This is a genomic window from Magnetospirillum sp. SS-4 (assembly GCF_902729425.1).
Taxonomy (GTDB): Bacteria; Pseudomonadota; Alphaproteobacteria; order Rhodospirillales; family Magnetospirillaceae; genus Phaeospirillum.
The window spans coordinates 64,942-78,967 of the sequence record NZ_CACVCH010000002.1 but is presented as its reverse complement, the minus strand read 5'-3'; the positions used below and the strand labels follow the sequence as shown (position 1 = coordinate 78,967).

Genomic DNA, 14,026 nt, shown 5'->3' with positions numbered 1-14,026 from the left:
CCGATGCCTAGCGCGAGATCGGCGCGCTGGGCCCGGCCGGCTCGGCCGGAGCGGTCACCGGGGCCAAGTCGTTGATCTTCTCGAACGGCGAGGAGCCGCCGGTCCGGTTGTTGGCGATCAGCGCCAGCACCAGACTGGTCACGAAGAACGTTCCCGCCAGGATGGCGGTGGTGCGGGTCAGCAGGTTGCCGGCCGCGCGGCCAGTCATCAGGCCGCCGCCGGCGCCGCCGCCGATGCCGAGCGCCCCGCCCTCGCTCCGTTGCAGCAGGATGACGCCGACCAGGGCGATGGCGACGATCAGGTGAATGGCGAGAATGATCGGAAAGACGTCCATGGAATGATCACCGGAAATTGATAATCCGCACGCGCCCCCCTTTGGCGGCGCATACGGATTTGGACAAGGAATGTTGAGGCGTTTTTAGACCCGGTGGCGGAGGATGGCTAGTCTAAAGTTCCATCCGCCGCCGCTTAATCCTCAAGACCGCCTCCGCGGTCAGCAGCTTTCGGCGATGGCCCAGAAATCCGCGACCTTGAGGCTGGCGCCGCCGATCAGGCCACCGTCCACGTCGGGCAAAGCCAGCAATTCCAGCGCATTGTCCGGCTTCATGGAGCCCCCGTAGAGAATGCGCATCCGGCCGGCGGCGTCACTGCCCAGCCGTTCCGCCAGCGCTGCGCGGATGGCGGCATGCACCTCCTGCGCCTGGGCCGGGGTGGCGACGCGGCCGGTGCCGATGGCCCAGACCGGCTCGTAGGCGATGACGGCATTGTCGGGGGTGGCGCCGTCAGGCAGCGAGTTCAGCAGTTGCGAGCGGTTGACCTCGATGGTCCGGCCCTCGTCGCGCTGGGCCAGGGTTTCGCCGATGCAGACGATGGCGATCAAGCCGGCGGCCAGGGCGGCCTCGGCCTTGGCCTTGACCACCGCATCGGTCTCGGCGTGGTCGGTGCGGCGCTCGGAATGGCCGACAATGACGTGACGGCAGCCAAGATCGGCCAGGGCGGCGGCGGCGGTGTCGCCGGTATGGGCGCCGCCGGCCTTGGCATGGCAGTCCTGGCCGCCGACCGCCAGCCCCGACCCGCTGACCGCCTCGGCGACCAGCGCGACCAGGGTGGTGGGCGGACAGACCAGCAGGTCGCAGGCCGGCGCCGGCCCGGCCTTCAGCCTGTCGGCGATGCCCCGGGCCAGGGCCAGTCCATCGGACTTCAGGCCATTCATTTTCCAGTTGCCGGCGATCAGCTTGCGTCGTGCGGTCATGTGGCGTCTCCCCTGCCGAAATGATCCGTGCCATATACCATCGGAACGCGGCCGGCGGAACCGTTTCGGTTGCCGCTCCCCCCGGAACGGAGGCAACAAGGCGATGCCGTCAGCCCGGAATCGCCGAGATGATCACCACCGCCTCGGCCATGGGGTATTCGTCGGTCATGGTGAGATCGATGCGGGCGGTCATGCCGGCGGGCAACAGCAGGGCCAGGCGGGCGGCGGCGCCGCCGGTCAGGGCCAGGGTTGGGCGGCCGTTGGTGGTGTTGACCACGCCGATGTCGCGCCAGAACACTCCCTCGCGAAAACCGGTGCCCAGCGCCTTGGCGGCGGCTTCCTTGGCGGCGTAGCGCTTGGCGTAGGTGGCGGCGCGCATGGTTTCGGTGCGGCGCTCGGCCTTGGCCCGCTCGACCGGAGTGAACACCCGGTCGATGAAGCGCTCGCCGAACCGTTCCAGCGTCTTTTCGATGCGACGGATGTCGATGAGGTCGCTGCCCAGCCCCAGGATCACGCCCGCACCTCGTCCATCAGTTGGCGCATGCGGCGGATCGAGGCCTCCAGACCGATGAAGATGGCCTCGCCCACCAGGAAATGCCCGATATTCAGCTCGACGATGGTCGGAATGGCCGCCACCGGCTTCACTGTATCGAATGCCAGGCCGTGCCCGGCATGGCATTCCAGGCCGATGGCCTCGGCATGGGCGGCGGCGGCGGCGATCCGCGCCAGTTCGCGAAGGCGGGCCTCGCCCTCGGCTTCGCAATAGGCTCCGGTGTGAAGCTCCACCACTGGCGCCCCGACGGCGCGGGCGGCGTCGAGCTGGCGCGGATCGGCCTCGATGAACATGGAGACCCGGATGCCGGCGTCCGCCAGTCGGCCGACCATGGGCGTCAGCGTCGCCAGATTGCCCGCCACGTCCAATCCCCCCTCGGTAGTGCGCTCCTCGCGGCGCTCGGGCACGATGCAGGCCGCATGCGGCCGGTGGCGGAGCGCGATTCCCACCATCTCGTCGGTGGCCGCCATCTCGAAATTGAGCGGCAGGGCGATCTCGCTGGCAAGCCGCTCCATGTCGCGATCCGAGATATGGCGGCGATCCTCGCGCAGATGGGCGGTGATTCCGTCGGCCCCGGCGGCGGCAGCCATGTGGGCGGCCCTGACCGGGTCGGGATGGCGTCCGCCACGGGCGTTGCGGATGGTGGCGACGTGATCGACGTTCACGCCGAGACGAAGACGACGGACCATGTCAGCGGCGCGCCCGGATATGCTTGGGCTTCAACGCCTCGTCGTCGTCGTCGCCATAATTCTCGTAATGAACGAAGCAACGGCCATCGCGCAGCGGATCGAGCACCACCGCCGGATACCAGCCGCCTTCGGAGAAGGCCTCGATCAGATTACCGGGCGTGCAGATGCCACCGCTGCCGGCCATCTTCGGCATTTCGGTAGCCGCCTTGGCTGCTTCCGCAGGCGCCGACCACGACGGCGCCGCGCCGGGGGCCTGGGCAAGGGCTTGCGAAGTCAGTGCCAGAGCGAAAAAGGCGCCGGCGGAAAGGAGGCGAAAAGCCGTCATGCTGAAGCTCCTTGGAAACCAGATGAAAGAGGACGGGGCGGGCAACCTTTAGTCTCAGTTGCGCGCCCGATCCACCGAATTGATGGCCGGAGTGGCGCGGAGCGCGGCGATGACGTTGGTGAGGTGCTTCACGTCGCGCACCTCGATATCGATGATCATCTCGAAGAAATCGGTGGTGCGGTTGGTGATCTTCAGATTGGTGATGTTGCCCATGTTCTTGGCGATCACGGTGGAGATGGCGCCGAACGCGCCGGGTTCGTTGGCCACGACCAGGTCGATGCGGCCGACATGGGCGGCGGAATCGGCATCGTCCCAGGCCAGATCGAGCCAGCGTTCCGGCTGGTCGGCAAACTGTTCCAGGTTCTCGCAGTCGATGGTGTGGATGGTGACGCCGCGCCCGGTGGCGACGATGCCGACGATGCGGTCGCCGGGCAGCGGATGGCAGCAGCCGGCGAAGTGCATGGCCATGCCGGGAATCAGGCCCTTGATGGGAACGGCCCCGCCCTTGTCCTTCTTGTCGGACGAGGCCTTGGCGCGGGCCTTCAACGCCACCACGTTGTCGGGCCGCTGGGCCTTCAACTCGGGGAACACCGACGAGACCACCTCGCGGGCGGTCAGGGTCCCCTCGCCCACCATGGCCAGCAGATCCTCGACGCCGGGGGCCTTGAAGATGCGCAGCACCCCTTCCAGCGCCTTCTCTGTGAAGTCGTAGCTTTCCTGGCGGAAGGCGCGCACCAGGATGGCGCGGCCCAGTTCGGTGTACTGGGCCCGCTGCTGGGTGCGGATGAAGCGGCGGACGCGGGCGCGGGCCTTGCCGGTGACAACGAACCGTTCCCAGGTGGGGTTCGGGGTCTGGGCCTTCGAGGTGATGATGTCGACCTGATCGCCGTTCTGGAGCTGGGTCCGAAGCGGCATGATGCGGCCGTTGACCTTGGCGCCGACGCAAGTGTCGCCCACCTGCGAATGGACGGCATAGGCAAAGTCCACCGGGCAGGCGCCGCGCGGCAGCGAGATCAGGTCGCCCTTGGGCGTGAAGCAGAACACCTGGTCGGAGAACATCTCCAGCTTGGTGTGCTCCAGGAATTCCTCGGGGTTCGAGGCATGCTCCAGGATGTCGAGCAGTTCGCGCAGCCAGCGGTACTGGCGACCATCGGTGAGGTTGCCGGAATCGGCCTTGTATTTCCAGTGGGCGGCGACGCCCAGTTCGGCCACCTCATGCATCTCGGTGGTGCGGATCTGTACCTCGATGCGGTGGCGCTCCGGCCCGAACACCCCGGTATGGAGCGAGCGGTAGCCGTTGGGCTTGGGCGTCGAGATGTAGTCCTTGAAGCGGTTCGGCACCATGGGATAGCGGGAATGGATGACGCCCAGGGCCCGATAGCAGTCCTCGATTCCACCCACGGCGACCCGGAACGCCATGATGTCGGACAGTTGCTCGAAGCCGACATTCTTGCGCTGCATCTTCTGCCAGATGGAATAAGGCGTCTTCTCGCGCCCCGACACGGTGGCGGTGATGCCGGCCTCGCCCAGGATGTTGCGCAGTTCCTCCAGGATGCGGCTGATCAGGTCGCCGCCCTGCTCGCGCAGGAAGGACAGCCGCGCCACGATGGATGCCCTGGCGTCTGGATGCAGCTCGGCGAAGGCCAGATCCTCCAGCTCCATCTTGATGCCCTGCATGCCGATGCGTTCGGCCAGCGGCGCGTAAATCTCCATGGTCTCCATGGCGATGCGGCGGCGCTTGTCGGGGTTCTTGATGTAGTGGAGCGTGCGCATGTTGTGCATGCGGTCCGCCAGCTTGACCAGCAAGACACGGATGTCCTCGCTCATGGCCAGAACCAGCTTGCGCAGGTTCTCGGCCTGCTTGGCGTGGTCGGATTGCAGCTCGATCCGGTTCAGCTTGGTGACGCCGTCCACCAGCCGCCCGATCTCGCGCCCGAACAGCTTCTCGATATCCTCCAGGGTGGCGGGGGTGTCCTCGATGGTGTCGTGCAGCAAGGCGGTGATGATGGAGGCGGAATCGAGCCGGTACTTGGTCAGGATGCCCGCGACCTCGATGGGATGCGAGAAATAGGGATCGCCCGAGGCCCGCAACTGCGAGCCGTGCATCTTCATAGCGAAGACATAGGCGCGGTTGATGGCGTCCTCGTCCGCCCCCGGATCGTAGGACTTGACACGCTCGACCAGTTCGAATTGGCGCATCATGCCATATGTGCCCTCAACCGGCGCCACCTTGGCCGCCGTCCCCATAATGTGTACGGCCGGACGCCGGAGGAAAAGAGGAAACCGTCACCGGCCACGTTCATTTATCGTCTCTCTTGACATAAGTCGCCATCCGCGATGCTGTCAGGGAATGCGCCTCGCCCTCGTCATCAATCGTTCGGCGGGCAGCTTCCGCAGGCTGCCGCTGGACACGACCGTCGCCACCATCGCCCAGGTGCTGGCCGAGGCCGGCCATGCGGTCGAGCCCCATCTGGTCGGCCGGCGCGACCTTGCCCGGACCGTCTCCACCCTGGCCGGGCGCCAGGACCTGGACGGCACGGTGATCGGCGGCGGCGACGGCACCCTGCTCACCGCCATCCTGGCCGGGCTGGGACGCGAGAAGCCGCTGGGCATCCTGCCGCTGGGGACGCTGAACCTGTTCGCCCGCGACCTCGGCCTGCCCCCAGACCCCATCGAGGCCGCCCGCACCCTGGCGCAGGCCCAGCCGGCCCTGATCGACCTGGCCGAGGTCAACGGACTGCCCTTCGCCATCTGGGCCTCGCTCGGCATGCATCCCTGGACGGTGCGGCGGCGCGACCACCTCCAGCGCGACGGAATGAAGAAGTGGCCGGCCATGGCGCTGGCGGCGTTGCGGGCCTTTCGCCGCTATCCCATGATCGACGTCACCCTGGAACTGAAGGACGGCCCGCGGGCGGTCACCACCCCCATGCTGTTCATCACCAACAATTCCTGGAAGGAAGAGCCGCTGCCGCTGTCGCGGGAAACCCTGGATGCCGGCCATCTGGCGATCCATGTCGCCGCCTGCTCGGGCCGGCTGTCGCTGCTGCTGCTGATGCTGGAGGCGATGATCGGCCGCTGGCGGCACAGCGGCCTGATCCAGACCTTCACCGCCAAGGAGGTCAGGGTCACCAGCCGCAAGCACCGGATGATGGTGTCGCTGGACGGCGAGGTGACGGTGATGAACTCGCCGCTGGTGTTCAAGGCGCGCCCAAAGGCCCTGTCGGTGCTGATGCCCCGGCGTGGCCAGGACCGGTCATGAGGGTCCTGGCCCACCTGTCCGACCTGCATTTCGGCCGGACCGAGGCCAGGGTGGTCGACGCCCTGCTGGCCGACCTGCACCGCCACCGTCCCGATCTGGTGATCATCTCGGGCGATCTGACCCAGCGGGCCCGGACCCGCCAGTTCGCCGAGGCCAGGGCCTTCCTGGAACGGCTGCCCGCGCCGTCGCTGGTGGTGCCTGGCAATCACGACCTTTCGCCGCTTTACCGGCCGCTGGCCCGCATTTTCCGGCCACGCGCCAAATTCCACCGCAGCCTGCCCGACCATGACGAAAGTCCGGTCTGGAACGACGGCGAGGTGACGGTGGTCGGGCTCGACAGCACCCGGAGCCTGCGCTGGAAATCCGGCGCCCTGAAGGGAACCCATCTCGACCACCTCGAGGCCATGTTGGCCGAATCCCCCGACGGCGCGGCCAAGGTGGTGTTCCTGCACCACCCCCCCGCCAGCGCCCGTGCCGGCCACCCTTACGAAACCCTGGTGGAGCATGACGTCGACCTGGTCCTGGCCGGCCACGTCCACCACGCCCATGTGGAACTGATCAACGGGGTTCACGGCGGATCGCTGGTGCTGGTCCAGGCGTCCACCGCCTGTTCGACCCGCCTGCGCGAGGACGCCAACGGCTATTGCCTGGTGCGCCTCGACGGCGGCCACATGGAGGTCGGCGTCCAGGGCTGGGGCGGCGAGGCGTTCCACACCGTCCGCCATCACTGGTTCGAGAAGCGAACCGGAACGTGGCGGATGGTTCCCCGGCCATCCCATGTGTTTCCGCCATGAGGCGGGATGAAGCCGGCTGGAGCACCGCACGTCAACGGGCAAATCGCAAACTTCGCGATCTCCTGCCAACGCCCACGAAAAAAACCGGGGCGCCTGGCGCCCCGGCTGATGGTTGTCGAAGGAATCAGTGAACGAAAATCTTAAGCGCCGCGAAAACCAGACCGACTTGGGCAAGCCCCATACCGACAACCCATTTGATGATGTCAATCTTGGCGTCGGCAATGGCACTGTACAACTTTGCTTCCGTCGTCAGAATATCGGCCTTGCTGGCGGCTTGGGTGTCCATGAAATCGGCGAGAGCTTCGACTTGCTCCTTCGAAAACCCTACCGATTGAAGCTTTAAAATGGCTGAAGCACTCATGGTTTCGGCTCCTCTACTCTTGATGATATCAGGTTGCAGCCCTGCGCTGCAACCTTGGCCCTCACCGAGAGCAGGGGGGGTAGCAACCGCAAGGGAAAACCAAGGGAGTGGTGCGGGTAGCCCCGAAGGGGCAACTCGGTCCCGCTGGTTTTCTCTTGCGGGCGCGAGGGACCGGCGGTCCCTTAGCACTTAGCGCGGTCAGCCTATTTCGGCATCACGCAGAATCCCTGCGGCGGCACGTCCAGGGCGGCGTTGAACTTGGACGACAGGTTCTGGAAGGCGATCAGGCCGGTCAGCTCGACGATGCCGTCCTCGTCCCAATGGCGGCCAAGCGCGGCGCGCATCGCCTCGGTGACCACGCCATCGGTGACGGTCACCGCCTCGGCATAGTCCAGCGCCGCTCGTTCCCGCTCGGAAAACAGCGGCGAATCCCGCCAGTTCGCCAGGGCCGCCAGCTTGTCTTCCGATATGCCGCGCTTCAGCATGGTGGCCGAGTTGATGTCGACGCAGAAGGCGCAGTGGTTGATCTGCGACACCCGCACCGTCAGCAGCGAACGCAACGGCGGCTCCACCGGCGAGGATTTCCGGTCCAGGGCGCCGTACAGCAGCGCGACGGCGCCGAACACCCAGGGTGAGCGCCCCCACAGCAGGGCGGGGTCCAGCACCTTGCCGTAGGTGCGGCGCTGCTTCAGAAAGAATAGGCGTATCCACCACGGGTAACGATTCAGCGGCTTGGCGCTCACCGGTCGCATCATGCCCCCCTGTCCGGACGGATGCGGGCGAGGACGCCGGAAACCGAGACGCGAAGGCGGCGGCGCATCAATGTCCCCCGCCACCGCAGGACGCGCCGCCCAGCACGCAGAACTCGGCGCAGAACCGATGGTTGAGACTGACCGGCCGCGCCACCTCGGCCAGGGTGGCCCCCATCTCGAACTGCGGATCGTAAGCCAGCAGGGTGCAGGACAGCACCACCGGACGGTCGGCCTCCTTGCGCCGGACCACCATGCGCGAGGTGGCGCACATCACCGAATCCGGCCGCTTGCCGAGAATCCCCCAGCAACGCTCGCTGATCTCGGGAACCTCGGCTTCCGGGTCCATCTCGGGGAACAGCACCAGATCGCCCCCTTGCCGCCGCAGGCCCAGCCGGTCGAACAAGACGCCATAGCCGTCGCGGATGGCCTCCTCCGTCTCGCCCCAGCGCCGGCGGCCGGCGATGGCTATTGTGAAATCGTTGTCGACCAGCCAGGCCAGCCCTTCCATCATCGACCGCCAGGAACCTTGACCGCGCAATTCCTCGTGCCGGGCCTGGGCATGGTGGTCAACCGACACCCGCAGGGTCAGCATTCCGGGAAAGCGCCGGTTCAGCGCCAGCAGCGGCGCCTTCAGGCGCTGCATGGGTTTCATGGCGTTGGTCAGCACCAGCGTCCGCCGGCCGGTCGCCAGCGCGTCCTCCAGCATTCCCAGGATATCGGGATTCATGAAGGGTTCGCCGCCGGTGAAGCCGATCTCGGCCAGTTCCGGGTGATTCCTCCCCGCCTCGTCGAGGAAACGTCGCGCCTCATCGCGCCGCAGATAGGCCAACCGGTCGTTGCGTGGCCCGGATTCGATGTAGCAGTCCCGGCAGGCAAGGTTGCACAAGGTGCCGGTGTTGAACCACAACGTCTCCAGCCCGCTCAGCGGGACCGCGGCGCGCCTGTCGCCGCCCGCCGTCCACTCCGGATCGCGAAATTTTGCCGAAACGCCCTGTTCCGCCCGCATCGGGAGGCCTCGGTTCTGTGCCATGGTCATTGCCCATTCGTGCGGTAAACGGAAAAAGTTTCACGGCCTTTTCGTGTTTTCACTGTAACCTCGGAAAACTGCGGACCGAATGGGACAATGACGGCAAAATGGCGGAGGCCGGCATGGGCGGAACCACACTGGACGGGCTGGGACCATCCCTGAGATTTCGCCTTCACCTGGGCGTCGTGGCGACGACGGTCTTTCTCGCCATCTACGCCAAGTCGGTCTGTCCCTTCATCGCCACCGTGCCGTTCCAGCGGGTGGCGCTGGTTCTGCTGGCGCTGTCCCTGCTGCACGTCGTCTTGCGGGAAGCGCTGCTGCGCGCCTTTCCCAGGCCATGGAAGCGGGAAAGCGTCGCCCGCCACGGGTTTCACCTGTCGGTGATCGGCTGGCTGATCATGGGTGGCGCGGCGGTGGTCACCCATGCCGTCATCTACCCCGATTTTCCGGCGGCCAGCCATGCCAAGCTGCTGGCCGGCTACTGGGCCTTGGGCGCCGGCATCCTGGCGCAGGTGGAATTCGTCGCCATGGAGACCCATTTCCGTAGCTTTCACACCGAAACCGCCGCCGCCACCGTCGAGCATATCTCGCGCCGCCTGACCGAGGGCTTCCTGGTGGTGAGCGTGGTTCCCACCCTGGTCATGGTGCTGATGGGAATCCGCATGGTCTACGAGGGCTACGCCCATCCCGGCGTCGCCGTCGAGGTGGGATTCCTGGGGGCCTGCTTCATCGCCGCCGCGCTTTATATGTCCTGGCGCTACGGCAGGGCGCTGAAGCAGGACTGCCAAGCCATTGTCGCCGGCCTGGGAAATGTTCGGAACGGCCGGTTCACCGAGGTACGGGTGGACGCCTCGCGCCCCGACGAGCTGGGACTGGTGGCGGGCGGCATAAACGAGATGGCCGCCGGACTGGCGTTGCGCGAACGCATCAGGGACGCCTTCGGCCGCTTCGTCGACCCCACCGTCGCCGCTCATGTCATCGACCAGTTCAGCCATGACGGCGGCGCCGGAATCCATCTGGAGGGCCGCCGCATCGAGGTGACCGTGCTGATGGCCGATCTGCGCGGCTTCACCCCCCTGGCCGAATCCATGGAGCCGGAACAGCTGATCGCCCTGCTGAACGGCTATTTCGCCGAGATGGTGGCCGCCGTCCATTCCCACGGCGGCATGGTCGACAAATTCATCGGCGACGCCGTGATGGCGGTGTTCGGCCTGGGCGGCGAGCCCGGCCATACCCTGGCGGCGGTGCGCTGCGCCCAGGACATGCAGGTGCGCCTCGGCCGCTTCAACCGGGACCGGCCCGAAGCCTGCCGGCTTACCAACGGCATCGGCCTGCATGTGGGCGAGGTGGTGGCGGGATTGCTGGGCAGCCCCGACCGGCTGGAATTCACCGTCATCGGCAACGCCGTCAACCTGGCGGCCCGGCTGGAGGCCCAGGCGCGGGCCCCGCGCCCGCCGATCCTGATGAGCGCCGCCGCCGCCGCCCGGCTGGACGGATTGGTACCCCTGGCGCCCCAAGGAAGCATCCGTCTCAAGGGGGTGTCGGAGGAGGTCGAGGCCTTTTCTCCGCTGATGCCGGCTCAATAGCGGCCGTAGACCCTGGTGCCGTCGGCACCGAAGGTATGGATGACATTCTCCTCCTTGGGGCCGCTCATGCCGGGCGAGCCCATGGGCATGCCGGGAGAGGCGATTCCACGCACCTTGGGGCGTTCCTTCAGCAGCTTGTCGATGGCCTCGACCGGCACATGCCCCTCGACCACATAGCCGCCGATGCGGGCGGTATGGCAGGATTCCATCGCCGCCGGCACGCCGTGGGCCTTCTTCACCGCGTCCAGATCGTCGACGTCGATCTGCCTGACCGAATAGCCGTTGTGCTGAAGGTATTCGGCCCAGCCGGTGCAGCAGCCGCAGGTGGGCGATTTCCAGACGGTGACGTCCTTGTCCCCCGCCACCACCGGTGACGCCAATCCCGCCATCGCGGCAAGGACAAGCGGAAGCATGAGTTTCATGAAACGGTTCTCCATGACTATCGACCACCCAGGATATGGGGCAGGTCCAGGCTGGAATCCAGGGACAGCGGTCCCGGTCTGGTCGAGCCCGGCGCTCCCAGCCGCCGCGCCAGCGCCGCCAGCGGCGCGATACTGGCCGCCACCCCCATCTCTTCCCTTGACGGAATCACCGCCACGTTGATGGCCACCAGACGTAGTTGAGAGTTCTCCCAGGCCAGGACCGGGCCGCCGGATTCACCCTGGACGGCGTCGCAATCGTGGAACAGCACGCCGGCCAGCGGCTGCTCCCTCAGCCGGCAGCCGAGATGAGCCAGCGGCACATGGGCGCGGTCACGGCCATAGCCGGCCACCGCCACCACCATGCCCAGCCGGGGCTCGGCCAGCCCGATCCAGCCGACTTCGTCGCCGACGGGATCTTCCAGTTCCAGCAGCGCCCAGTCGTTGGCCCGCGCCGCCAGCGGCTGGCCCTGATCGCCGAACACCCAGTCGGGCGAAGGATGCACCGCCCTGACCTTGGACGCCTTGAGGTATTCGCCCCGGTCGAAGCCGGCGACGAAGGTATAGGCCGATGCCGGCATCGTCCGCTGGGTCCGGCGGTTCCACAGGCAATGGGCGGCGGTCGCCACCAGCCGGGGACCGATCAGGGTGCCGCTGCAATGGCCCCGGCCGAAATTGATGCGGCCGGTGGCGCTCCAGGGAAATTCGCGCGGCTCCATGCGGACCCGCTGGTCCTCGCCCTTGATGCCGTGCAACCGGCGCCCGGCCGCCTCGCCCGGTTCGGCGGCGCCGGTCACGCAAGGCAGCAGAACCATCAGCAGGGCCGCCAGCAGCCTCATGTCCCCATCCTTTCCCGAATGGCCCGGGCGATGTCGCCGGCGGTATCCAGGCGGGGACGGTCCCAGCCGGCCAGGCTGTCCGCCGCCTCCAGCGGCCGGGCGATGCCGCGCTCGAACAGGCTGGCGTGCAGCCGGGCATGCTTGGCCGCCACCCAGCCGTCCGGCGCCCAGATGAAGACCGGCGCCGGCGAAGCGCAGGCCTCGCAGCACATGCTGACGGAATCGCCGGTCACCACGATGGCGTCGGCCAGGGCAAGAAAACCGAAATAAGGATTGTCGCCGCCCTGGGAATAGAGGTGCGGCCAGCATGGCCCCGGCAGAGACTCGGCCAGCGCCCGCTCCTGCCCGGTTCCGGTGCGGCGGCTGGTGGTCAGCAGCACCGAGCCGCCACGGGCGGCGGCCAGTCCGGCCACCCGCTCGCCCAGGGCGCGGGCCATCGCCACCGGGAACGGCCTGCGCCGGGTGGCGCCGCCGACGATCACCGCCACCCACGGACGCGGCAGATGGGCGAAGCGGTCGCGCCATGCCACCGCTTCGGCCTCCAGCCGGGCCGCCGTCACCCGATGGGGAGCGCCGATGATGGGCAGCAGCCGGGAATCCACCCTGGGACGGTCATGGACGGGCACCGCGATCAGGTCGAAGTCGCCGCGTCCGGGAAAGCCGGGGTCCATGATCTGGGCCAGGAAGGCCCCCGAGCGCCGCTTGATCCAGCGCGCCACCGGAGCGGTGCGCCGGCCGGCGGCGATCACCAGCCGGGGCCAGGGCGGCGCCAGCAGGACCCGACTTTCCCCCGCCACCCCCATCAGGCCGCGGCCGCGCAAGGCGTTGGGCAGCGCCCCCAGCCGGTCGTAGCGGATCGCCTTGACCTCGTAGGGACGGCCCAGCGCCTCGGCCACGCCCAGGCACTGGCTGACGTTGCCGGCCCGGTCGTCGGCCAGGACCCAGACATCGGCGGAAGAATGGCGCTCTCCCGGCATCAGATCAGACTGTCGGCGATGAGTTCGCTATCCAGGTAATCGGCGCCAAGCCTCAGGCAGAAATCTGCCTGCGCCTTCGACGACACGCCATGGACATGGCATTTCATGTTGGCGGCCTTGACCCGGGCGATGAACTTTCCGACCTTCTGAACGACAAGGTCGGCTTCCACGGCCCTCAGGTCGATGCCGACGGACAAGGCGTTGACGCTGGAAAACGCCGGGATCATGGAAAAATCGGGATCGACGGTGATTGCGATGGCGCGGGCATAGGGGCGCAGCCATTGCATGTATTCAGAAATACGGTTGGACGGAGTTCCCTCGTCGATGCCGTGGACATCGAAGATGGCCCGGTCCTTGCGGTTCGCCAGCATGCCGTGACAGATCTTCAGATACATCTCCCGATACTTCTTCGAGGAAAGCGTCGTCCGGTGGACCGGCATCTGAACGACCATCTGCCGGTCGGTCGCGTCCTTCAGCAGTCTCGCGGCGAACTCGACCGTCAGGGCATCCATTTCCGCGTAAAGAAGGGGATCGGATTCCAACGGCAGCACGTCGTAGCCGTAACGCTTGGTCTTGTCCTCGCCCACCGCTTCCGCCAGACACATATACGCCGCCGTCGCCAGCGTTCCGGTGAACAGCACCGGGAAGGAACGGTAGGTCACGCTGCCGAGGCTGAATTCGTCGCCGGAGACGCTGGCCTCGTTCATTATCCGCTCGATATTGCCCAGGTGCATCTCGGCGCTGTCCCCTCCCCCATGCTCTCCGTGCCGGGTGCCGCCCCCCGAATCACCGCCGGAATTCAGGTGAACGATGCTGACCAGTTCCTTCGCGATTCCCTTTCCAACCATTCTCGATGAAATCTCCGAACTGATGTCCTCCATCAGTTTGTCGAAGTCGCTCGATTCCCGGTTGCTTGAAATTATGATGTAGGAAAACTCATCGGCCAGAGAATACACGTCGCCCTCGGACAGAAAACTCCGCAGGGTCGAGGCGACGATACCGTGCACCTTCGCGGATACCCTGGGCCAGTCGTGACCGAAATGCTTGCGGGCGGGGTCCAGGGCCAGAAAGCTCAGCCGCCGCCCCGCGCCGTCGGAACTGCCGCGCAGAAGCTCGTGCAGGCGCCAAGCCAGGCCGCCCGCGGGCGGAACCACGCCGTCAATGTCCGAAGGACTCATGGTCACACCATCCGA

At 66.9% G+C, this 14,026-nt stretch carries 16 protein-coding genes; 3 read left to right on the top strand and 13 right to left on the bottom strand.

Going from position 1 to position 14,026, the window contains the following annotated elements; genetic code table 11:
- Positions 1 to 7: 7 nt before the first annotated feature.
- The 6 genes from secG to MTBSS4_RS02495 form a co-directional block, all read right to left on the bottom strand.
- Positions 8 to 334, bottom strand: coding sequence for a preprotein translocase subunit SecG (gene secG / locus MTBSS4_RS02520; RefSeq protein ID WP_173981817.1), 327 nt, complete (start codon positions 332 to 334; stop codon positions 8 to 10).
- 159 nt (positions 335 to 493) lie between these two features.
- A complete protein-coding gene (gene tpiA, locus MTBSS4_RS02515; RefSeq protein WP_173981816.1) occupies positions 494 to 1,252 on the bottom strand; it encodes a triose-phosphate isomerase in 759 nt (252 codons plus the stop codon).
- 109 nt (positions 1,253 to 1,361) lie between these two features.
- Positions 1,362 to 1,766 carry a holo-ACP synthase gene (gene acpS / locus MTBSS4_RS02510; RefSeq protein WP_173981815.1) on the bottom strand — a complete coding sequence of 135 codons (405 nt, stop codon included), beginning with the start codon at positions 1,764 to 1,766 and terminating at the stop codon, positions 1,362 to 1,364.
- Entirely contained in the window at positions 1,763 to 2,494 is a 732-nt protein-coding gene (locus MTBSS4_RS02505) for a pyridoxine 5'-phosphate synthase (protein ID WP_173981814.1), read from the bottom strand. The genes acpS and MTBSS4_RS02505 overlap by 4 nt, the downstream gene beginning before the upstream one ends.
- Position 2,495: 1 nt before the next feature.
- On the bottom strand, positions 2,496 to 2,819 hold the full coding sequence (locus MTBSS4_RS02500) for a hypothetical protein (protein WP_173981813.1): 324 nt from the start codon (positions 2,817 to 2,819) through the stop codon (positions 2,496 to 2,498).
- A 54-nt stretch (positions 2,820 to 2,873) separates the two neighbouring features.
- On the bottom strand, positions 2,874 to 5,021 hold the full coding sequence (locus MTBSS4_RS02495) for a bifunctional (p)ppGpp synthetase/guanosine-3',5'-bis(diphosphate) 3'-pyrophosphohydrolase (protein ID WP_173981812.1): 2,148 nt from the start codon (positions 5,019 to 5,021) through the stop codon (positions 2,874 to 2,876).
- Positions 5,022 to 5,169: 148 nt separating this feature from the next.
- On the opposite strand from MTBSS4_RS02495, the gene mamU reads away from it, so the two are divergent.
- Positions 5,170 to 6,078 carry a lipid kinase MamU gene (gene mamU / locus MTBSS4_RS02490; RefSeq protein WP_173981811.1) on the top strand — a complete coding sequence of 303 codons (909 nt, stop codon included), beginning with the start codon at positions 5,170 to 5,172 and terminating at the stop codon, positions 6,076 to 6,078.
- Positions 6,075 to 6,872: a metallophosphoesterase gene (locus MTBSS4_RS02485; RefSeq protein ID WP_173981810.1), complete on the top strand. Its 798-nt coding sequence runs from the start codon at positions 6,075 to 6,077 to the stop codon at positions 6,870 to 6,872. The genes mamU and MTBSS4_RS02485 overlap by 4 nt, the downstream gene beginning before the upstream one ends.
- A 124-nt stretch (positions 6,873 to 6,996) precedes the next feature.
- Here MTBSS4_RS02485 and MTBSS4_RS02480 read toward each other — a convergent pair whose 3' ends face one another.
- The 3 genes from MTBSS4_RS02480 to MTBSS4_RS02470 form a co-directional block, all read right to left on the bottom strand.
- Positions 6,997 to 7,233 (bottom strand): hypothetical protein, encoded by a 237-nt coding sequence (locus MTBSS4_RS02480; protein ID WP_173981809.1) that lies wholly within the window; start codon positions 7,231 to 7,233, stop codon positions 6,997 to 6,999.
- A gap of 203 nt (positions 7,234 to 7,436) precedes the next feature.
- Complete coding sequence (locus tag MTBSS4_RS02475; protein WP_217425483.1) at positions 7,437 to 7,988, bottom strand: carboxymuconolactone decarboxylase family protein; 552 nt, start codon at positions 7,986 to 7,988, stop codon at positions 7,437 to 7,439.
- 64 nt (positions 7,989 to 8,052) lie between these two features.
- Positions 8,053 to 8,991: a radical SAM protein gene (locus tag MTBSS4_RS02470; protein ID WP_173981808.1), complete on the bottom strand. Its 939-nt coding sequence runs from the start codon at positions 8,989 to 8,991 to the stop codon at positions 8,053 to 8,055.
- A 143-nt stretch (positions 8,992 to 9,134) separates the two neighbouring features.
- On the opposite strand from MTBSS4_RS02470, the gene MTBSS4_RS02465 reads away from it, so the two are divergent.
- Positions 9,135 to 10,598 carry an adenylate/guanylate cyclase domain-containing protein gene (locus MTBSS4_RS02465; protein ID WP_173981807.1) on the top strand — a complete coding sequence of 488 codons (1,464 nt, stop codon included), beginning with the start codon at positions 9,135 to 9,137 and terminating at the stop codon, positions 10,596 to 10,598.
- On the opposite strand, the gene MTBSS4_RS02460 is transcribed toward MTBSS4_RS02465, so the two are convergent.
- The 4 genes from MTBSS4_RS02460 to MTBSS4_RS02445 are packed head-to-tail and all read right to left on the bottom strand — an operon-like array spanning position 10,592 to position 14,011.
- Positions 10,592 to 11,020 carry a DUF411 domain-containing protein gene (locus tag MTBSS4_RS02460; RefSeq protein WP_254432344.1) on the bottom strand — a complete coding sequence of 143 codons (429 nt, stop codon included), beginning with the start codon at positions 11,018 to 11,020 and terminating at the stop codon, positions 10,592 to 10,594. The two genes, MTBSS4_RS02465 and MTBSS4_RS02460, sit on opposite strands and share 7 nt — an antisense overlap.
- A gap of 17 nt (positions 11,021 to 11,037) precedes the next feature.
- On the bottom strand, positions 11,038 to 11,856 hold the full coding sequence (locus MTBSS4_RS02455) for a serine protease (protein ID WP_173981805.1): 819 nt from the start codon (positions 11,854 to 11,856) through the stop codon (positions 11,038 to 11,040).
- Positions 11,853 to 12,833: a mitochondrial fission ELM1 family protein gene (locus tag MTBSS4_RS02450; RefSeq protein WP_173981804.1), complete on the bottom strand. Its 981-nt coding sequence runs from the start codon at positions 12,831 to 12,833 to the stop codon at positions 11,853 to 11,855. Before MTBSS4_RS02450 ends, MTBSS4_RS02455 begins: the two co-directional genes overlap by 4 nt.
- Positions 12,833 to 14,011 (bottom strand): hypothetical protein, encoded by a 1,179-nt coding sequence (locus tag MTBSS4_RS02445; protein WP_173981803.1) that lies wholly within the window; start codon positions 14,009 to 14,011, stop codon positions 12,833 to 12,835. Before MTBSS4_RS02445 ends, MTBSS4_RS02450 begins: the two co-directional genes overlap by 1 nt.
- Positions 14,012 to 14,026 lie beyond the last annotated feature (15 nt).

Excerpts from the sequence above, each read along its gene's own strand:
- secG (WP_173981817.1), bottom strand. The coding sequence starts at position 334 with ATGGACGTCTTTCCGATCATTCTCGCCATTCACCTGATCGTCGCCATC.
- tpiA (WP_173981816.1), bottom strand. The coding sequence starts at position 1,252 with ATGACCGCACGACGCAAGCTGATCGCCGGCAACTGGAAAATGAATGGC.
- MTBSS4_RS02505 (WP_173981814.1), bottom strand. The coding sequence starts at position 2,494 with ATGGTCCGTCGTCTTCGTCTCGGCGTGAACGTCGATCACGTCGCCACC.
- MTBSS4_RS02500 (WP_173981813.1), bottom strand. The coding sequence starts at position 2,819 with ATGACGGCTTTTCGCCTCCTTTCCGCCGGCGCCTTTTTCGCTCTGGCA.
- MTBSS4_RS02495 (WP_173981812.1), bottom strand. The coding sequence starts at position 5,021 with ATGATGCGCCAATTCGAACTGGTCGAGCGTGTCAAGTCCTACGATCCG.
- mamU (WP_173981811.1), top strand. The coding sequence starts at position 5,170 with ATGCGCCTCGCCCTCGTCATCAATCGTTCGGCGGGCAGCTTCCGCAGG.
- MTBSS4_RS02485 (WP_173981810.1), top strand. The coding sequence starts at position 6,075 with ATGAGGGTCCTGGCCCACCTGTCCGACCTGCATTTCGGCCGGACCGAG.
- MTBSS4_RS02480 (WP_173981809.1), bottom strand. The coding sequence starts at position 7,233 with ATGAGTGCTTCAGCCATTTTAAAGCTTCAATCGGTAGGGTTTTCGAAG.
- MTBSS4_RS02475 (WP_217425483.1), bottom strand. The coding sequence starts at position 7,988 with ATGATGCGACCGGTGAGCGCCAAGCCGCTGAATCGTTACCCGTGGTGG.
- MTBSS4_RS02470 (WP_173981808.1), bottom strand. The coding sequence starts at position 8,991 with ATGCGGGCGGAACAGGGCGTTTCGGCAAAATTTCGCGATCCGGAGTGG.
- MTBSS4_RS02465 (WP_173981807.1), top strand. The coding sequence starts at position 9,135 with ATGGGCGGAACCACACTGGACGGGCTGGGACCATCCCTGAGATTTCGC.
- MTBSS4_RS02460 (WP_254432344.1), bottom strand. The coding sequence starts at position 11,020 with ATGAAACTCATGCTTCCGCTTGTCCTTGCCGCGATGGCGGGATTGGCG.
- MTBSS4_RS02455 (WP_173981805.1), bottom strand. The coding sequence starts at position 11,856 with ATGAGGCTGCTGGCGGCCCTGCTGATGGTTCTGCTGCCTTGCGTGACC.
- MTBSS4_RS02450 (WP_173981804.1), bottom strand. The coding sequence starts at position 12,833 with ATGCCGGGAGAGCGCCATTCTTCCGCCGATGTCTGGGTCCTGGCCGAC.
- MTBSS4_RS02445 (WP_173981803.1), bottom strand. The coding sequence starts at position 14,011 with ATGAGTCCTTCGGACATTGACGGCGTGGTTCCGCCCGCGGGCGGCCTG.